This window comes from Pseudomonas pohangensis (genome assembly GCF_900105995.1).
Classification (GTDB): Bacteria; Pseudomonadota; Gammaproteobacteria; order Pseudomonadales; family Pseudomonadaceae; genus Aquipseudomonas; species Aquipseudomonas pohangensis.
This window is the reverse complement of the sequence record NZ_LT629785.1, coordinates 1,216,696-1,231,432: the sequence shown is the minus strand read 5'-3', so window position 1 is coordinate 1,231,432 and position 14,737 is coordinate 1,216,696. Positions and strand designations below refer to the sequence as shown.

The 14,737-nt window shown below is 59.8% G+C and carries 13 protein-coding genes and 1 tRNA gene; 9 read left to right on the top strand and 5 right to left on the bottom strand.

Annotated features, from left to right (window positions below):
• Positions 1 to 23 precede the first annotated feature (23 nt).
• Together BLT89_RS05810 and acs are read right to left on the bottom strand one after the other, a co-directional pair.
• Positions 24 to 800: an ABC transporter substrate-binding protein gene (locus BLT89_RS05810; RefSeq protein WP_090193538.1), complete on the bottom strand. Its 777-nt coding sequence runs from the start codon at positions 798 to 800 to the stop codon at positions 24 to 26.
• Between the two features lie 363 nt (positions 801 to 1,163).
• On the bottom strand, positions 1,164 to 3,119 hold the full coding sequence (gene acs, locus BLT89_RS05805; RefSeq protein WP_090193537.1) for an acetate--CoA ligase: 1,956 nt from the start codon (positions 3,117 to 3,119) through the stop codon (positions 1,164 to 1,166).
• Between the two features lie 132 nt (positions 3,120 to 3,251).
• Between acs and BLT89_RS17590 the strand changes: the two genes are divergently transcribed.
• Both BLT89_RS17590 and BLT89_RS05795 read left to right on the top strand, forming a co-directional pair.
• Positions 3,252 to 3,509: a hypothetical protein gene (locus BLT89_RS17590; RefSeq protein WP_157718804.1), complete on the top strand. Its 258-nt coding sequence runs from the start codon at positions 3,252 to 3,254 to the stop codon at positions 3,507 to 3,509.
• Between the two features lie 67 nt (positions 3,510 to 3,576).
• Complete coding sequence (locus tag BLT89_RS05795; RefSeq protein WP_090193535.1) at positions 3,577 to 5,043, top strand: WS/DGAT/MGAT family O-acyltransferase; 1,467 nt, start codon at positions 3,577 to 3,579, stop codon at positions 5,041 to 5,043.
• A 184-nt stretch (positions 5,044 to 5,227) separates the two neighbouring features.
• Here BLT89_RS05795 and BLT89_RS05790 read toward each other — a convergent pair whose 3' ends face one another.
• Both BLT89_RS05790 and BLT89_RS05785 read right to left on the bottom strand, forming a co-directional pair.
• On the bottom strand, positions 5,228 to 6,307 hold the full coding sequence (locus tag BLT89_RS05790) for a zinc-dependent alcohol dehydrogenase family protein (protein ID WP_157718803.1): 1,080 nt from the start codon (positions 6,305 to 6,307) through the stop codon (positions 5,228 to 5,230).
• 78 nt (positions 6,308 to 6,385) lie between these two features.
• On the bottom strand, positions 6,386 to 7,699 hold the full coding sequence (locus BLT89_RS05785) for a phospholipase C/P1 nuclease family protein (protein WP_090193533.1): 1,314 nt from the start codon (positions 7,697 to 7,699) through the stop codon (positions 6,386 to 6,388).
• Between the two features lie 211 nt (positions 7,700 to 7,910).
• Between BLT89_RS05785 and BLT89_RS05780 the strand changes: the two genes are divergently transcribed.
• Together BLT89_RS05780 and BLT89_RS05775 are read left to right on the top strand one after the other, a co-directional pair.
• Entirely contained in the window at positions 7,911 to 8,891 is a 981-nt protein-coding gene (locus tag BLT89_RS05780; RefSeq protein ID WP_090193532.1) for a zinc-dependent alcohol dehydrogenase family protein, read from the top strand.
• Between the two features lie 160 nt (positions 8,892 to 9,051).
• A tRNA-Arg gene (locus tag BLT89_RS05775) sits at positions 9,052 to 9,128 on the top strand.
• 109 nt (positions 9,129 to 9,237) lie between these two features.
• Here BLT89_RS05775 and BLT89_RS17585 read toward each other — a convergent pair.
• On the bottom strand, positions 9,238 to 9,660 hold the full coding sequence (locus BLT89_RS17585; protein ID WP_157718802.1) for a hypothetical protein: 423 nt from the start codon (positions 9,658 to 9,660) through the stop codon (positions 9,238 to 9,240).
• 53 nt (positions 9,661 to 9,713) lie between these two features.
• On the opposite strand from BLT89_RS17585, the gene BLT89_RS05765 reads away from it, so the two are divergent.
• From BLT89_RS05765 to BLT89_RS05740, 5 genes are all read left to right on the top strand, one after another.
• Complete coding sequence (locus BLT89_RS05765) at positions 9,714 to 10,385, top strand: 4'-phosphopantetheinyl transferase family protein (protein WP_157718801.1); 672 nt, start codon at positions 9,714 to 9,716, stop codon at positions 10,383 to 10,385.
• Between the two features lie 293 nt (positions 10,386 to 10,678).
• On the top strand, positions 10,679 to 12,046 hold the full coding sequence (locus BLT89_RS05755; protein ID WP_157718800.1) for a hypothetical protein: 1,368 nt from the start codon (positions 10,679 to 10,681) through the stop codon (positions 12,044 to 12,046).
• A gap of 15 nt (positions 12,047 to 12,061) precedes the next feature.
• Positions 12,062 to 13,582: a class I adenylate-forming enzyme family protein gene (locus BLT89_RS05750; RefSeq protein WP_090193527.1), complete on the top strand. Its 1,521-nt coding sequence runs from the start codon at positions 12,062 to 12,064 to the stop codon at positions 13,580 to 13,582.
• Positions 13,579 to 13,839: an acyl carrier protein gene (locus tag BLT89_RS05745; RefSeq protein WP_090193526.1), complete on the top strand. Its 261-nt coding sequence runs from the start codon at positions 13,579 to 13,581 to the stop codon at positions 13,837 to 13,839. The genes BLT89_RS05750 and BLT89_RS05745 overlap by 4 nt, the downstream gene beginning before the upstream one ends.
• Positions 13,836 to 14,690, top strand: coding sequence for an isocitrate lyase/PEP mutase family protein (locus tag BLT89_RS05740; RefSeq protein WP_090193525.1), 855 nt, complete (start codon positions 13,836 to 13,838; stop codon positions 14,688 to 14,690). The genes BLT89_RS05745 and BLT89_RS05740 overlap by 4 nt, the downstream gene beginning before the upstream one ends.
• Positions 14,691 to 14,737: the final 47 nt, after the last annotated feature.

Sequence of the window (14,737 nt, the reverse complement as noted above, 5' to 3'; positions counted from 1 at the left end):
TGTGCAAAGAACGCCGTACGGACTTAATCCCCGTACACGTTGAAAGTGAAGTACTTGTCCTGCACTTGCTGGTATTTGCCATTGGCACGAATGGCATCGATGGCGGCGTTGAATCTGTCGGCGGTGGCCTTGTCGCCCTTGCGCACCGCGATGCCGGCGCCATCACCAAAATACTGGTTGTCGGTATAGTCCGGCCCTACCAGGGCAAAACCCTGGCCGGCGTCAGTCTTGAGAAAACCGTCGTCAATATTGACCACATCGGCCAGGGTGGCATCGACACGACCGGCAGCCAGATCAAGGAACACCTCGTTCTGCGAGCCATAGCGCACCACTTCGATCCCCGCCGGCGCCATCACTTCGGTGGCATAGCGGTCGTAAATGGAAGCACGCTGCACACCGACTTTCTTGCCCTTGAGGTCAACCAGGGGGTCGTTGACCACAGTGCCGGCCTTCATCGCCAGCTTGGCCGGGGTGTGGTAGTACTTCTTGGTGAAGTCCACCGACTTCAGGCGCTCCGGGGTGATCGACATCGAGGACAGCACCGCGTCGAACTTGCGTACTTTCAGCGAAGGAATCAGCCCGTCGAATTCCTGCTCGACCCATACGCACTTGACCTGCATCTGCTCACACAAGGCCACGCCGATATCGTAGTCGAAACCGGTTATCTGGCCATCCGGGGTTTTCATCGCAAAGGGCGGGTACGCAGCTTCGATACCGATACGAATGGTGTCCTGCGCAGCCTGTGCCAGCGGGACCATGGCAGAAAACAGCAGCGCGCCAAGAAGCATGATTTTTTTCATTGTGTAACTCCTTCGTATGGGCAGTGAATGGGCAGTTGTCTGGCTGCTCGGCCTTGGCGGGCAAGGAGAACATAAAGCCAGTATAGCCAGCCACGTCCCCCGTCACTGACAGGGGCCGAGAACCGGGCGAAGCGCATTCTAACGAGAGGAGGATTGGCAATAATTCTTCAATGCGACATGTAGTTACAAAAGTCTTGGCATTTGCACACAGCCGCCCGGGGCGCGAATCAGTGCTCCAGGCGGCTGGGCTACGGTGCGCACAGTGAGCATCGGCGGCGCTTTTGCAAAGACAAAAAAACACCGGGCCGGCAGTGACTTGTGGTCACTGCCGGCCCGGTGCGGGCGAAGCTGACAGTTGTGCGGTCAGGCCTTGCGCATACCACGATGGGTGTCGATCAGGTTCTGCACCACTGCCGGATCTGCCAGCGTGGAGATGTCGCCCAGTCCTTCATACTCGGAGGCGGCAATCTTGCGCAGGATGCGGCGCATGATCTTGCCCGAGCGGGTCTTGGGCAGCCCCGGTGCCCACTGGATACCGTCCGGCGAAGCAATCGGACCGATTTCCTTGCGCACCCAGTTGCGCAGTTCCAGGCGCAACTCGTCGGACTCTTCCACGCCGCTGTTCAGCGTGACATAGACGTAGATACCCTGACCCTTGAGGTCATGGGGAATCCCGACTACGGCAGCTTCGGCAACCTTCGGATGGGCAACCATGGCGCTCTCGATCTCGGCGGTACCCATGCGGTGCCCGGAGACATTCAGTACGTCATCCACGCGACCGGTGATCCAGTAGTAACCGTCTTCATCGCGACGAGCACCGTCACCGGTGAAGTACATGCCCTTGAAGGTCTTGAAGTAGGTATCCACATAGCGATCATGGTCACCGAACAGGGTACGTGCCTGTCCCGGCCAGGAATCGATGATCACCAGATTACCTTCGGTAGCCCCGTCAAGCAGGTTGCCCAGGTTGTCCACCAGCGCCGGCTGCACACCGAAGAACGGCTTGGCCGCCGAACCCGGCTTGAGGGCATGGGCACCCGGCAACGGACTCATCATGCAGGCACCGGTTTCGGTCTGCCACCAGGTATCGACGATCGGGCAGCGTGAGCGGCCAACGGTTTCGTAATACCACTGCCAGGCTTCCGGGTTGATCGGCTCACCGACGGAGCCGAGCAGGCGCAGGCTGGAGCCGTCAGCACCGTCAATGGCGGCCTTGCCTTCGGCCATCATGGCGCGGATCGCGGTCGGCGCGGTGTAGAGGATATTGACCTTGTGCTTGTCGACGATTTTCGACACCCGGGTAATGTCCGGGTAGTTCGGTACGCCCTCGAAAATCAGGGTGGTTGCGCCGTTGGCCAGCGGGCCATAGACGGTGTAGCTGTGACCGGTGACCCAACCGATATCGGCGGTGCACCAGTAGACCTCGCCAGGGCGGTAATCGAATACCCGCTCGTGGGTCAGCGATGCGTACAGCAGATAACCGCCGGTGGTGTGCAACACGCCCTTGGGCTTGCCGGTGGAGCCGGAGGTATAGAGGATGAACAGGGCCTCTTCGGCGCCCATTTCCTTCGGTGCGCACTGGCTGGATGCCACATTCATCAGATCGTCGTACCAGATATCGCGATGGCCGTGCCACTTGATCTGGCCACCGGTGCGCTTGACCACCACAATTTTCTGCACGCTGGCGGTTTCCGGGTTGGTCAGTGCCTCGTCAACGTTTTCCTTGAGCGGGGTTTTCTTGCCGGCACGCAGCCCTTCATCGGCAGTGATCACCAGTTTCGACTTGCAGTCGATAATCCGCCCGGCCAGTGCTTCCGGCGAGAAACCGCCGAACACTACCGAGTGAATGGCACCGATACGGGTACAGGCGAGCATTGCCACTACCGCTTCCGGAATCATCGGCATGTAGATGGTCACCACGTCGCCACGGTGTACGTCCTGGCCACGCAGCGCGTTGGCGAACTTGCATACCTGCTCGTGCAACTGCTTGTAGGTAATTTCCTTGTGGTCGGCCGGATCATCGCCTTCCCAGATGATCGCCAGCTGGTCGCCACGCTCGGCCAGATGCCGGTCCAGGCAGTTGGCCGAGACATTCAGCGTGCCATCGGCAAACCACTTGATATCCACATGATGGTCATCGAAGGTGGTCTGCTTGACCTTGGTGAAGGGAGTGATCCAGTCAAGCCGCTGGGCCTGCTCGCGCCAGAAGCCGTCCGGGTTGACGATTGACTGTTGGTACATGGCCTTGTAGGTGGCCTCGTCAGTCAGCGTCCGGGCAGCCGACTCGGGAGTTACGGGGTAAACAGCAGCAGCACACATGGTAATGACCTCTCCGGCGAACCAATTGAATAAAGTGCGGACTTTTTAACCTCTGGCACGAATGTCAACAATTCGACCATGGTCTAGACACCCGCTTCCAGGGCAGCAAACCCCGCTTTGCGCGCGGCTTGCGTGTTCATCAGCAAGGCTGTTGCTACCGCCTGTTGGCATGTCGGCAACAACCCCGGCATAGGCATTGAGCGCATCTTCAAGGGCGACAAAGAATCTGCCAGCAACACCACATATTCAGCCGTGCCAAAGTCCTCCATCAGGGTAGCGAATGGCCGGCAGGATTGCGCTACCGGCAAACTGCAGCTGGTCAACTGCCCATCAGGTTCCGTCTTTTCCCGTGGAAACGCCACAGAAAATGATGTCGCTGGTTTAAGCTGATTAACACGCGCATGCCCGGCAACCTGCGCCCAGCCACTGAATTCCGCCCATAGGGAGTAACCACAGTATGCAGATCGTCGCCCCGGCAGACTTGATATTCCTGTTGCTGGAAACCGCCAACTCGCCCATGCATGTGGCAGGCCTGAATATCTACAGCCCGCCCGCCAACGTTGCGGCGACCTTTGTGGCCGATCTGCTGGCTGACTGGCGCCGGCATGACCGGGCACTGCCGCCATTCAACCAGCGCGCCGTGCAGCACATGGGCGTGTGGTGCTGGGAGGAAGACAGAAAATTTGCCCTGGACCAGCACATCCGGCATCTGCAACTGCCCGAGCCTGCATGCATGGATGACCTGACGGCACTCGTTGCGCGCCTGCACAGCGAGCCGCTGGATCGCCAGCGCTCGCTATGGCAGGCCTGCATCATCGAGGGATTACCGGGCGGACGCTTTGCCACCTATATAAAAATCCATCATGCGCTGGTGGACGGTGTGAGCGGTGCCAGAATGATCGCGCAGAACCTGTGCCAGAGCCCCGACGAACAGAAAGCACCGTTCTGGGCCTACGAATTTCCCGCTCCGGCAGCGGCCAGCAGCGCAGCAGCAAGCCGCAGTGAGCAGCTGCTGCACGAAATCAGCAGCGCTGTGCATGCCGGGCAGGAAATCATTCCCGGCATGCTCAGCGGCATCTGGGACATTCTGCGCCCGGCCCACCCGGAAACCGGTGAAGTGCTGCCTCTGCAGGCCCCGCCTACCCCGCTTAACGTTGCCATCGGCAACACCCGCAGCTTTGCTGCCCAACCCTATTCGCTGGAGCGTCTGCACAACCTCGGGCATGCCTGCGGCGCAACGGTCAACGACATCGCGCTGGCCATGTGCGCCGGCGCATTGCGGCAATACTTGATGACCCATCACAGCCTGCCCCGGCGCTCGCTGGTCGCCATGGTGCCGGTATCGCTGCATGAAGCCGGTTCCGCCGAAGGCAACCAGATCGGCCTGCTGCTGGCCAAACTGGCAACCAATATTGCCGACCCGCGCAAACGCCTGCAGGCCATTCTGCAGTCAACCCGCAGCGCCAAACAGCATCTGCAAAGCATGACCCGCCTGGAAAAATGGTCCTATATCGCGCCGATTGCCGCCCTTGCAGCACCATTGATGTTTACTGGCGAGGCCCGCCGGCACCCGCTGTTCAATGTGATCGTCTCCAACGTACCCGGCCCCGGGGTAACCCTTTACCTGAACGGTGCCCGTCTGGAGGAGGTTTACCCGGTATCGATTCCCACGGACTACGTGAACCTGAACATCACCCTCACCGGCTATGGCGACGTGCTCGGCTTTGGCTATATCGCCTGCGGCCAGGCACTACCGGATGCCCGGTGCCTGGTGGATTACACCAATCAGGCGCTGGTCGAACTCGAATACGCGGTGCTGGGCAAACCGCTGGCAGCGCCCGGTGCAACAGCGGCCGGCAGGACAGCAAAAAAGACCGGCGGCAGGCGCGCACCCGGCAGAAAACCGGCAACAGGCAGCCGCTAACAAGGCGACCTCCGCTGGCGCACTGGCCAGCTTTCAGCCAGGCAAAAAAAAGCGGCCCAAGGGCCGCCAAATTAATCACCAAACAAGTAATCGCATGCAAAACGCTGAGTGTTTAACAACAGTCAGAGTGGTCAATTTAAGCCCTGGCAAACGCGCCCGCCATGCGACCTTAGTCGAAAATCTGTCACCCGGCGCTCAAACGCAGCAGCACCTTGCCCGTGCGCCCGGGTTTGCTGGCAGCCGCCACAGCATCAACCACCTGCTCCAGCGGGAATACCTCAGTAACCTCGGTGTGAAACACCCCTTGCCGGGTCAGCTGCTTGACCGCCCGTAACGTGCCTAACAGTTTCAGCGGCGATTGCTGCGCCAGCCAGTTGCTCAGGAAGAAGCCGGAAATACGTGCCACCGGCATCATCAGGTCACGCCCGGGAATCTGCATCGGCGTACCTGAAAGGGTGCCGTAGACCACCAGCTGGCCATCCAGCCCCAGGCACTGCACCAGATCATCCGCCAGCTTGCCGCCGATGCAGTCCAGTGCATGCCGTGCGCCCTGCCCGCCGGTGATACGGAATACCTCAGCGAGCAGATCCTGCTTGTCGGTTTCAATCACCGCGTCCGCACCCAGGGCGCGCAACTCGTCACTATTGGTGCTCGAACGCACCACGCAGATAGTCTTGAAACCATCGCGTTGCCCCATGCGCACCACGCTCTTGCCCAAAGCCGAGCCGGCAGCCGACAACAACACCCATTGACCTTTGCGTACACGCAGCACTTCACGAATCAGCACATAGGCGGTCAGCGGATTGATGAAAAACATCGCCGCCTGCTGATCCGGAATGTCATCTGTCATCGCCACGGCCTTTTTGGCATCGGCGATGCAGTACTCCTGCCAGCAACCGGCTGGCGGCCCACCGGCAATCGCCACGCGCTTGCCGAGCAGGCGCCTGGCCAGAAAGCCGGAACCACAGGCTTCCACCACACCAACGCCCTCACCGCCCAGCGAGTACGGCGGAACCGGGCACTTGTTGCGGCGGGCCGGATCGTAATAGACCTCCGCCTGTTTCTGGCCGGGCGTGTAATTCCAGATAATCCGCTGCAACGCCGAATGGTAGGTGCCATGCACAAAATTCAGATCGGACGGATTGACCGGACTGAACAGCATGCGCACCCGCACCTGCCCCGGACCAGGCTCCGGCACGGCAATATCCTCCACACGAATGTCGGCAGGGTTCTGGGTGAAGGCATGCAGGCGTGCTGATTTCATCGTTGGTTCCATGGGCAAAAGGTTGACGGTGGATAAAGACTGCCGGGCCTGGCCCGGTTCGCCGAGCGGCTCGCTCGGCTACTGTTGCACCGGGGCCGTGGTGGCGGCAACCGCCTTGCGGCTGTGCGCGCCAAAATGAGTGATCAACTCCACCAGCATTGCCTGCATCTGCGGGTCAACCGAATCACCGGGAGCCAGCTGGTTGCCTGCACTGAACCCGGCGGCAGGCGCAGCGCCCTGCATCCACACGCCGATCTGCTCATCCAGACCGTCAGCATCGGCATACGCCTCGGCCGACACGGTGTTGCGCAGGTAACCGGCGTCATAGTCCGGATAGCCGGCATCGGTCGCACTGTTGGAATACGCCATGAACATCGGATTGTCCGTCTTGCCCTCGGCCAGCAGGCTGCTCAACCAGGCCAGCTGGAAGCTCTCCAGCGCGGTATGCCGATCAGCTACGCGTTTGACCACGGCGGCCTTGCCCTCGGGGTAGCCGAGCATGTCCCTGGCCGACACCCAGAGCAGCCCGGCGGTGCTGCTGCCGGGCATCACCTTGGCGTGGTACGGCTGGGTGAGATCCTGGATGTAGTGCAGGCCCCAGCCGAGAAAGCGATAACCCCAGTACGGGTGGCCGGTCTCGAAGGCAAAGCGCGCCAGACCGAAATACTGGTAGGCGCGCTGCTCCGGATAAGTCTGCGTCAGGTAGGGTGCGGCTGTGGTGATAACCGGCGACTCGTGATAGAAGCCCATATGGAACGGCGCCTGTGACGAATACTCGAAGCGGGAATCACCAAACGGCTGGGCGCCGAAGTTGTAACGCGCGCCGGCCGTGCCCGGATTGTCACTGAACAGATTGATGTCATGCCCGTAGTCCGGCTCATCCGCCGCGGTGGCCACCACACTCAACGCACTCAGCTTGTCACCGGGATTGACCTGATAAAAACGGTAGCGGTCACTCCACTGGCTGAAATCCTTGAACACCATCACCTGATTGATCGGCAACAATGTGCGGCCTTTCCAGTCGGACGTACCCGGTACCGGCTGCACAAAGCCGGCCAGCTTGATCTCGGGATTGATGCGCAACGCCTGATAGAAGTCCTGACGCCGGTCACCGGCGCCCTCGGCTTGCCAGCGCAACGCATCCGGGCGCGCCGGGTAGCCCTGGAAATTGGCCCGGACAAACGCCTCCTGCTGGTCGAGCAGAGCCTGCAAACCGACGCCCTCGGCAGCCAGGAAGTCGTCCAGCGACTCAACCTCGACAGGCGCAACGTCCTTCACACCCTGCGCATCTCGCAAAGCCAGCGCACTCCCCAGCGAGTGGTTTGACCAGGCCAGTACCGGCGCAGACAAACCACCGAGCAAGGCACACAGGACAAGACCTGAAAATCTCATGCAGCTTTCCTCTGGAACGACCAGAAACAGATGTACGCAGGGTAACAAGTGTTCAGTGCAATGACACTCTCCTGCCAGCGCAGACCAGAGGTTACCGGGCGGGTTCTGCGTGATCTATCGGCCACACTGATAGGCCGCCATTCAGCCCCTCTGACCGCTGGCAAAGCGCACTACACTGCAGCAATCCGCAACCCCCCGAGGGAGATACAGCATGCTCAAAGCCGTCTATCAGCAGCGTGGCCCGGTGCCGCAGGATGTTATCGAAGCCGTCGAATGCCAGTTGCCGGCACCGGCAGCCGGCGAGGTACTGCTCAAGGTGCTGGCCGCGCCAATCAATCCCTCCGACGTCCTGACCCTGACCGGCGAGTACGGCATGCTGCCACCCCTGCCGGCCACCGGCGGAAGCGAAGGTGTCGGCCGGGTTGAAGAACTTGGCGAAGGCGTCAGCAACCTCAAGGCTGGCCAGACCGTTCTGCTACCACCGGGCAACGGCACCTGGGTCAGTCATATGCTGGCCAAAGCCAGCAAGCTGGTGGCGCTACCCGACGCCGACCCGCAGCAACTTTCCATGCTCACGGTCAACCCGCCGACCGCGCTGTTGCTGCTGAAGAATTTTGTCGACCTGCAACCCGGCGACTGGGTAATCCAGAATGCGGCCAACTCCGGTGTCGGCAGCTACCTGATCCAGCTGGCCAAGGCCCGCGGCCTGAAAACCGTCAACATCGTGCGCCGTGAATCAGCCGTAGCAGACGTGCAGGCTATCGGCGGTGATGTGGTGCTGGTCGACGGCCCTGACCTGCACAAACAGGTAAAGGCTGCTACCGCTGGCGCTGCGATCAGGCTGGGAATAGATGCCGTGGGCGGAGCCAGCACCGAGAATATGGCCAACTGCCTTAGCGAAGGCGCGGTGCTGGTCAACTATGGCCTGATGAGCGGCAAGCCCTGCCAGATGCCTGCCAGCGCCCTGATCTTCCGTGAAATAGACCTGCGCGGTTTCTGGCTGCTCAAGTGGTACCGCAACGCCACGCCGGCTGAACAGATGGCCGTGTTCGGCGAACTGATCGGCCTGATTGCCAGCGGCAAACTGAAGACAAAAATTGCCGCGACCTATGACGTCAGCGAAATCAAGCAGGCCGTGGCCGCCGCAGCTGGCGGTGAACGCGGCGGTAAAATCCTCATCGTACCGGCCTGAACCCTTGCTGGCATGTGGCGCCCCCTTGACTCGGCCACATGCCAGTAAAGCCAAACAGGCAGCCCTTATTCAGCGACATGTCAGTGCCAAGCCCGCTTGCGGCATGACAAATCTTTCCCGGCCCGATAAGATTCCGCCCGGCCGTTCTGGTCATTCAAAAGTCCCAGTAGCTCAGCTGGATAGAGCAGCCCCCTCCTAAGGGGCAGGTCAGCCGTTCGAATCGGCTCTGGGACGCCAATTGAATCCACAATTTTTCTTTGATGCTCTGGACTACCAGGCTCGGCGAAAGCACTGTTAGCAGAAGTTCGCGCAGGACACGTCCATCAGCAACAACCCCCTCCTTCAATCATTTTCCATATAGCCCGAACCAGATTTCGAGCTGCTGGCCCTGCTCAGCGTAGAGGAAGACCGGACGCTGGCGGAGCTGCAACAGACGCTGGAGTTTGTCGGCAAGGACTTGCAGGCGGAAGATCTGCAACCCTGGATTGCCAGGGGCCTGCTGGTTACGCTGCAACAGGGCGAGGAGCCGCTCCGTTTGCACCTGAGCACGGCCGGGCGCGCCCTGGTGGTTCAGTGGCTGGCATTCGCCAAAGCCGCAGAAATGACCGCACTGGCCGAGTTCAGTTATGAAGAAACCCAGCAATTCAAGCTCCTGCTTGGCAAACTCATCCAGCACACCAATGCAGAACTGCCGGAGCACTGGCGCGAGGAGAACATCTGGCGTGATAAAAATCTCTGGCAACCCGATGAATAGATCGCCTGCAGACATCCGCCTTGCATCCAGCCCGGCTGGCCCGGACTTTTTACAGCGAAGCTTTTGAAGTGAACCTGCAAGACAACGACATTCATATCTGGCTTGGCCCGGACACGGGCCTGCCGACGGATGCCATCCTGCGCGAAGTCCTTGGCCACTACCTGCCTGCCGGGCAGGCGCAACTTGCCAGAACAGCCAACGGCAAGCCCTACCTGATGCAGCAGGGAGCTGATCCGCTGCAATTCAATCTCAGCCACACGCTGGGACGGGTCGCCTGTGCGGTAAGCAGAGGCATTTGCCTGGGCATCGACATTGAAAACCGCCAGCGGGCCATCAATGTCGATGAAGTCGCGCAGCGCTTTTTTCATCCGGATGAAATACAGGCACTGCAAGCCATTACGGACGTTGCACAGCGCAGGCAGTTGTTTTTCCGCCTGTGGACCTGCAAGGAGGCCTATATCAAAGCTATTGGCCAGACGATTGCCGGCGTCTCGCTGCAACAGCTCGGTTTTGACTGCTCTGCCGCAACGATCCGTGCGCTGTTTGCATTGCCCGCGCAGCAGCAGTGGCATTTCCATAACCAGGCGTGCGGGGAATGCGAGATATCTATTGCCCGGGCCCGTCACTGCGCTGGCACGGACAGCCCGCATTTGACGTTTTTTTCATTTGATCGCTGGGAGAATGGCCCGTCTGGCCAGGGCCTTCAGCACTGCCAGCGAGCCGCAGACGAAGCACTTTGAGCACCAGACAGCGCTCTATTGATCATGTCGCCAGCCAGCGTCAGTTCGTCGGTTTTTCCACCAGCCGCTGTTTTCAGGGTTGCAATGCACAGGGTATTTCGTTGGAATCAGCCCGCGAAACTTGTCCGGATGGCAAAAACGGCCAGACAAGCTCCTTCAAACAGCTGCAACAGTTCGGGATTGACGTCATTTGCAGAGCAGGCGCGCCCTGCGCCCTTTATGTGTAATTCAGGCCGGCCACAGAAACACCGCTATAAAAATAATTCAGCACGTTTACCCCGAGACCTTTTCGTATGAGTCAACTCATGCAGTTCCATGAGAATGCAGCCGTCATTGCCTGGTGGAACACCCGTTTCGAACGTGCCCTGAACTGGCTGACGCCGGTCAGACGCCGGCTGATTCTCGCCGTTGCTGCAATTTATATAGGCATCGTCAAACCCCTCAAACTGATGAAGAAAGAGGAGCTGCTCGGCCTGCCCGAGGACTGGCTGGGCAAAGCCGCGGTGGTGTTCGGCCTGCTGGCCATTCTGTGGCTGATCTACCAGGCAGCTTTCCGCTTCAAAACCTTGCCAATGGCGGTTCGCCGCCATCCGCAGATGACCCTGCACGGGCTTTTCTGGCTGTTTCTGCTCGGCCTCTGGGCAACTCCGCCAACCCTGGGCTGGCCGCGCAGCGTGATGCTGGGTATTGCCGTGGTCTTCCCTTTCCTGATCTGGCGTTGCGCCTACCTGCTGCAGGCCGGACAACAGGGGCAGGCGGCCAAGACCTCCTTCAGGGATCATATCTATTACCTGTGGCCTGCCTATGGCGGCACCGACACCCCGATCGGCAAGGGTCATGGCTATCTGTCCAGTTGCGAAGCGAAAACCAGCGAGGAACTGGCGCGCTCGCAACTCAGGGGGATCAAACTGCTGTTGCTGTCGGTCTGCTGGGATTACGCCGCCAAGCTGATGCATACCCTGTTTTATGGCCAGCAGAGCCTGCTCGGTGTCCAGGGCAGTGGCATTCCGGAGCTGGCCGAACTGCTGGTACCGGGTTCCACCGCCAGCATTGGCGCATCCTGGGCCAGTGTCTACTGCGAGCTGTTCTATCAGGTGCTCGATCATGCAGCTGCGGGCCACAAGATTGTCGGCATCATCAGCCTGTTCGGCTTCAATATCTTCCGCAACACTTACAAGCCGTTGCTGGCCGAATCCATCGTGGATTTCTGGAATCGCTACTACTACTACTTCAAGGAAATTCTGGCGAATTTCTTCTTTATGCCGACCTTCATGCAGCTGGGCCGGAGACTGCAGAACTGGCCCAATCTGCGCCTGTTCATCGCCGTATTCGCCGCCGCCTTCATTGGCAACATGTATTACCACATCATCAAACTGCATGGCGCCTTGGCAGCCGGGGACGTGTTTGGCATTGTGTACGGGCTGCGCTCGCGCTTTTTCTACTGTTTGCTGCTGGCGGTGGGCATCTATGTATCGATGCGGCGCTTGCAGATGCGCGCGCAGAAACCGGTTTCAACCAGCTGGCTGGCGCGTGGAAAGCGGATGTTCGGGGTCTGGACTTTTTTCGGACTCATCTACATCTGGAACGTGAGCTCAGCGGCGGATTTTGTTACCCGCGTCGAGTTTTTTGCGAGTTTGTTTGGTCTTTCAAACGTTATTTAACTAACGGAGCGTCGTATGTTTCTTGATTTGAATGTTGGGCAGATCGTGGAGCCGATCAGCGGCCGCAAATGGACCCAGGAAGAGATCCACCACGAGATAGCCAAACGCACCGCGCGCTTTCAGCGCCATGGCCTGGCCCGTGGGCATCGCGTATTCATGCCCTTTGGCAACCGTCTGGAATTCTTTGCCGAACTGATCGCCATCTGGCGTCTGGGTGCCTGTGCCATTCCGATCGATGCGCGGCTGACCGCCTACGAAATCACTACCCTGGTCGGTGCCGCCCTGCCGCACATGGCCGTGGTGGATGATGCCACCGACAGCAGCGTGGTCGATGCCCTGGCCGCCGCCGGGGTAGCCACCGTGAATACCACGGACACCGGTGATGAAGAGGTGTCCGTGGGCATGAGCCTGCTGGACGACGATGCGCTGATCCTGTTCACCTCCGGTTCGACCGGCGCGCCCAAGGGCGTGGTGCATACCCATCGCTCGCTGCGCGCCCGCTGGGTATCGTTGCGCGACCATCTGGGGGTGGAAGCCTTTGCCCGCTCCCTGTGCATGCTGCCTACCCACTTCGGCCACGGCCTGATCTGCAACAGCCTCTACCCGTGGCTGGCGGGACAGGACCTGTACATCACACCACCGTTCCGCCCCGACATCATCATGAAGCTGGGCGCGATGATCGATGAGCATCAGATCACCTTCATGTCTTCGGTGCCGTCCATCTGGCGCCTGGCGCTGAAGCTTTCACGCCCTCCCCAGGGTGGCTCGATGCGCCGCGTGCATTGCGGCTCGGCGCCCCTGTCCGCCCATGTGTGGGAAAGCATTCGCAAGTGGACCGGTACGCAGCAGGTATGCAACTCCTACGGCATTACCGAGACCGGCAGCTGGGTAGCCGGCCTGAATGATGCCAGTTGCGCCGCCGAAGACGGCCTGATCGGCCAGGGCTGGGGCGCGGTAATCAAGGTATTGAATACCGATGACACCTCGAAGCCACTGGATAGCAGCATGGAATGCCCGGTTGGCGAGAGCGGCTATGTCTGGCTGAACACCCCGGCACTGATGAAAGGCTATTTCCAGCGCGACGACCTGACCAGCAAGGCGGTCAATGATGGCTGGTTCCTTACCGGCGACATCGGCCTGATCGACGAAAACGGCCAACTGGTGCTGCGTGGCCGCGAGCGCGATGAAATCAACAAGGGCGGAATGAAAATCTACCCGTCGGATGTGGATACCGTGGTCGAACAGTTCGAGCACGCCAGCGATGTCTGCACCTTCGCGCTGGATGATGAAATCTACGGACAGAACGTGGCCATGGCCGTGGTGCTGTCAAAGCAGGACGATGCAACCATCCGCTCGCTGTACCAGTGGATGACCGGCCGCCTGGCGGAACCGAAGATGCCGCAGCGCTGGTGGATCGTCGAGGACATTCCGCGCACTTCCCGCGGCAAGATCAACCGGGATCAGGTCAAGCAGTACTGCCTGGAGCGCGATGCGATAGATCTGGTCGGCATCCTGTCCAACGAGGCTGGCGCATGAGCGAAGTGAACGCCGAGCGTTTACAGGACCTGAAGGTCTTTTTGCGCAGTATCCAGCGACCGGGATTGTCGCTGGAGCAGGTCAAGCCAGAGGACAATATCGTCCAGATCGGCCTGATTGATTCGCTCGCGCTGATCCAGATCACCCTGTATCTGGAGCGCAAGTACAACATCGACTTCTCGCTGCTCGGCTTCAATCCCGAGCAGCTGTCGAGCATGTCGAACATCCTGCAACTGATAGAAGAGTCCGCCGCATGAGTGATTCGCAAGAACAGCCACAGTCTGCCGGCAAGCGTTTGCGACAAGCCATGGCGGCAACTCCGGTACTGCCTTTTATCGGCGTGTATGACGTTTTTTCCGCGTCACTGGCCGGCAACCGCTATGACAACCTGTTTGTCAGTGGCTTCAGCTTTGCGGCAAGCCACTACGGCTTGCCGGACATCGGCTTCATTGCCTGGCCGGATATTGTCGATTTCGTCCAGCGCCTGAATACCGTATTGCCGAAACACAACCTGCTGGTCGATATCGATGACGGCTACTGCGATCCGGATGTGGCCTGCCATGTCGTTTCCGTGCTGGAAAAAGCCGGTGCCGCTGGAGTCGTGCTGGAAGACCAGAAACGCCCGCGCCGCTGCGGTCATTTCGATGGCAAGCAGATCATGGATCTGGACGAGTATCTGGCCAAGCTGCGCGCCGTACTCGCCACCCGGCGTGACATGGCAGTGATTGCCCGCACCGATACCACCGACCCGGACGATATGGTGCGGCGTGTACTGGCCTTTGCCGAAGCCGGAGCCGATGCCGTCCTGATTGATGGCCTGCCGAATCTGGAAGTCATCCGCGAGATTTCCAGCCGTGTGGACAAGCCGTTCGCCTTCAACCAGATTGCCGGCGGCAAATCACCCGCCTACACCCAGACCGAACTGCTTGAGTCCGGCGTTTCACTGATCATTTACAGCACGCCTTGCCTGTTCGCCGCCCAGACAGCGATTGAAAGCGCACTGGCAGACCTGCAAGCCGACGACGGCAAGCTGGCAAGCAATTCGATAGGTGTCAGTGGCTGCAACCAGCAACTTAAAAACAACCTGGCACGCAGAGACCAGCGCTAGATAACCCAGCACGGGAAAAACCTAGCGGATAAGCGGATTAAACCCCG